The following is a 238-nucleotide window of genomic DNA, read 5'->3' on the forward strand; positions in this document are numbered from 1 at the left end:
GTGATGGTGCCGCTGTCCGGCTGTTCCTGACCAGAGATCATACGGAACAGGGTCGATTTACCCGCGCCGTTCGGACCGATGATCCCGACGATTGCCCCTTTCGGGATCGAGAAGCTCAGGTCATCAATCAGCAGGCGATCACCGTAGGATTTACGCAGGTTGCTGACTTCCAGCACTTTATCGCCCAGACGCGGTCCAGGTGGAATAAACAGTTCGTTGGTTTCGTTACGTTTCTGAT

General features: G+C 54.6%; 1 protein-coding gene. It reads right to left on the reverse strand.

What is annotated here, in order from left to right:
- Nucleotides 1-238 (reverse strand): ATP-binding cassette domain-containing protein (locus tag SB725_RS33755; RefSeq protein WP_410923765.1); only part of this gene is annotated, 238 nt, incomplete at both ends.

Origin of the sequence: Pseudomonas sp. SIMBA_041, assembly GCF_046535095.1 — a bacterium.
Lineage (GTDB): Bacteria > Pseudomonadota > Gammaproteobacteria > Pseudomonadales > Pseudomonadaceae > Aquipseudomonas > Aquipseudomonas mucoides.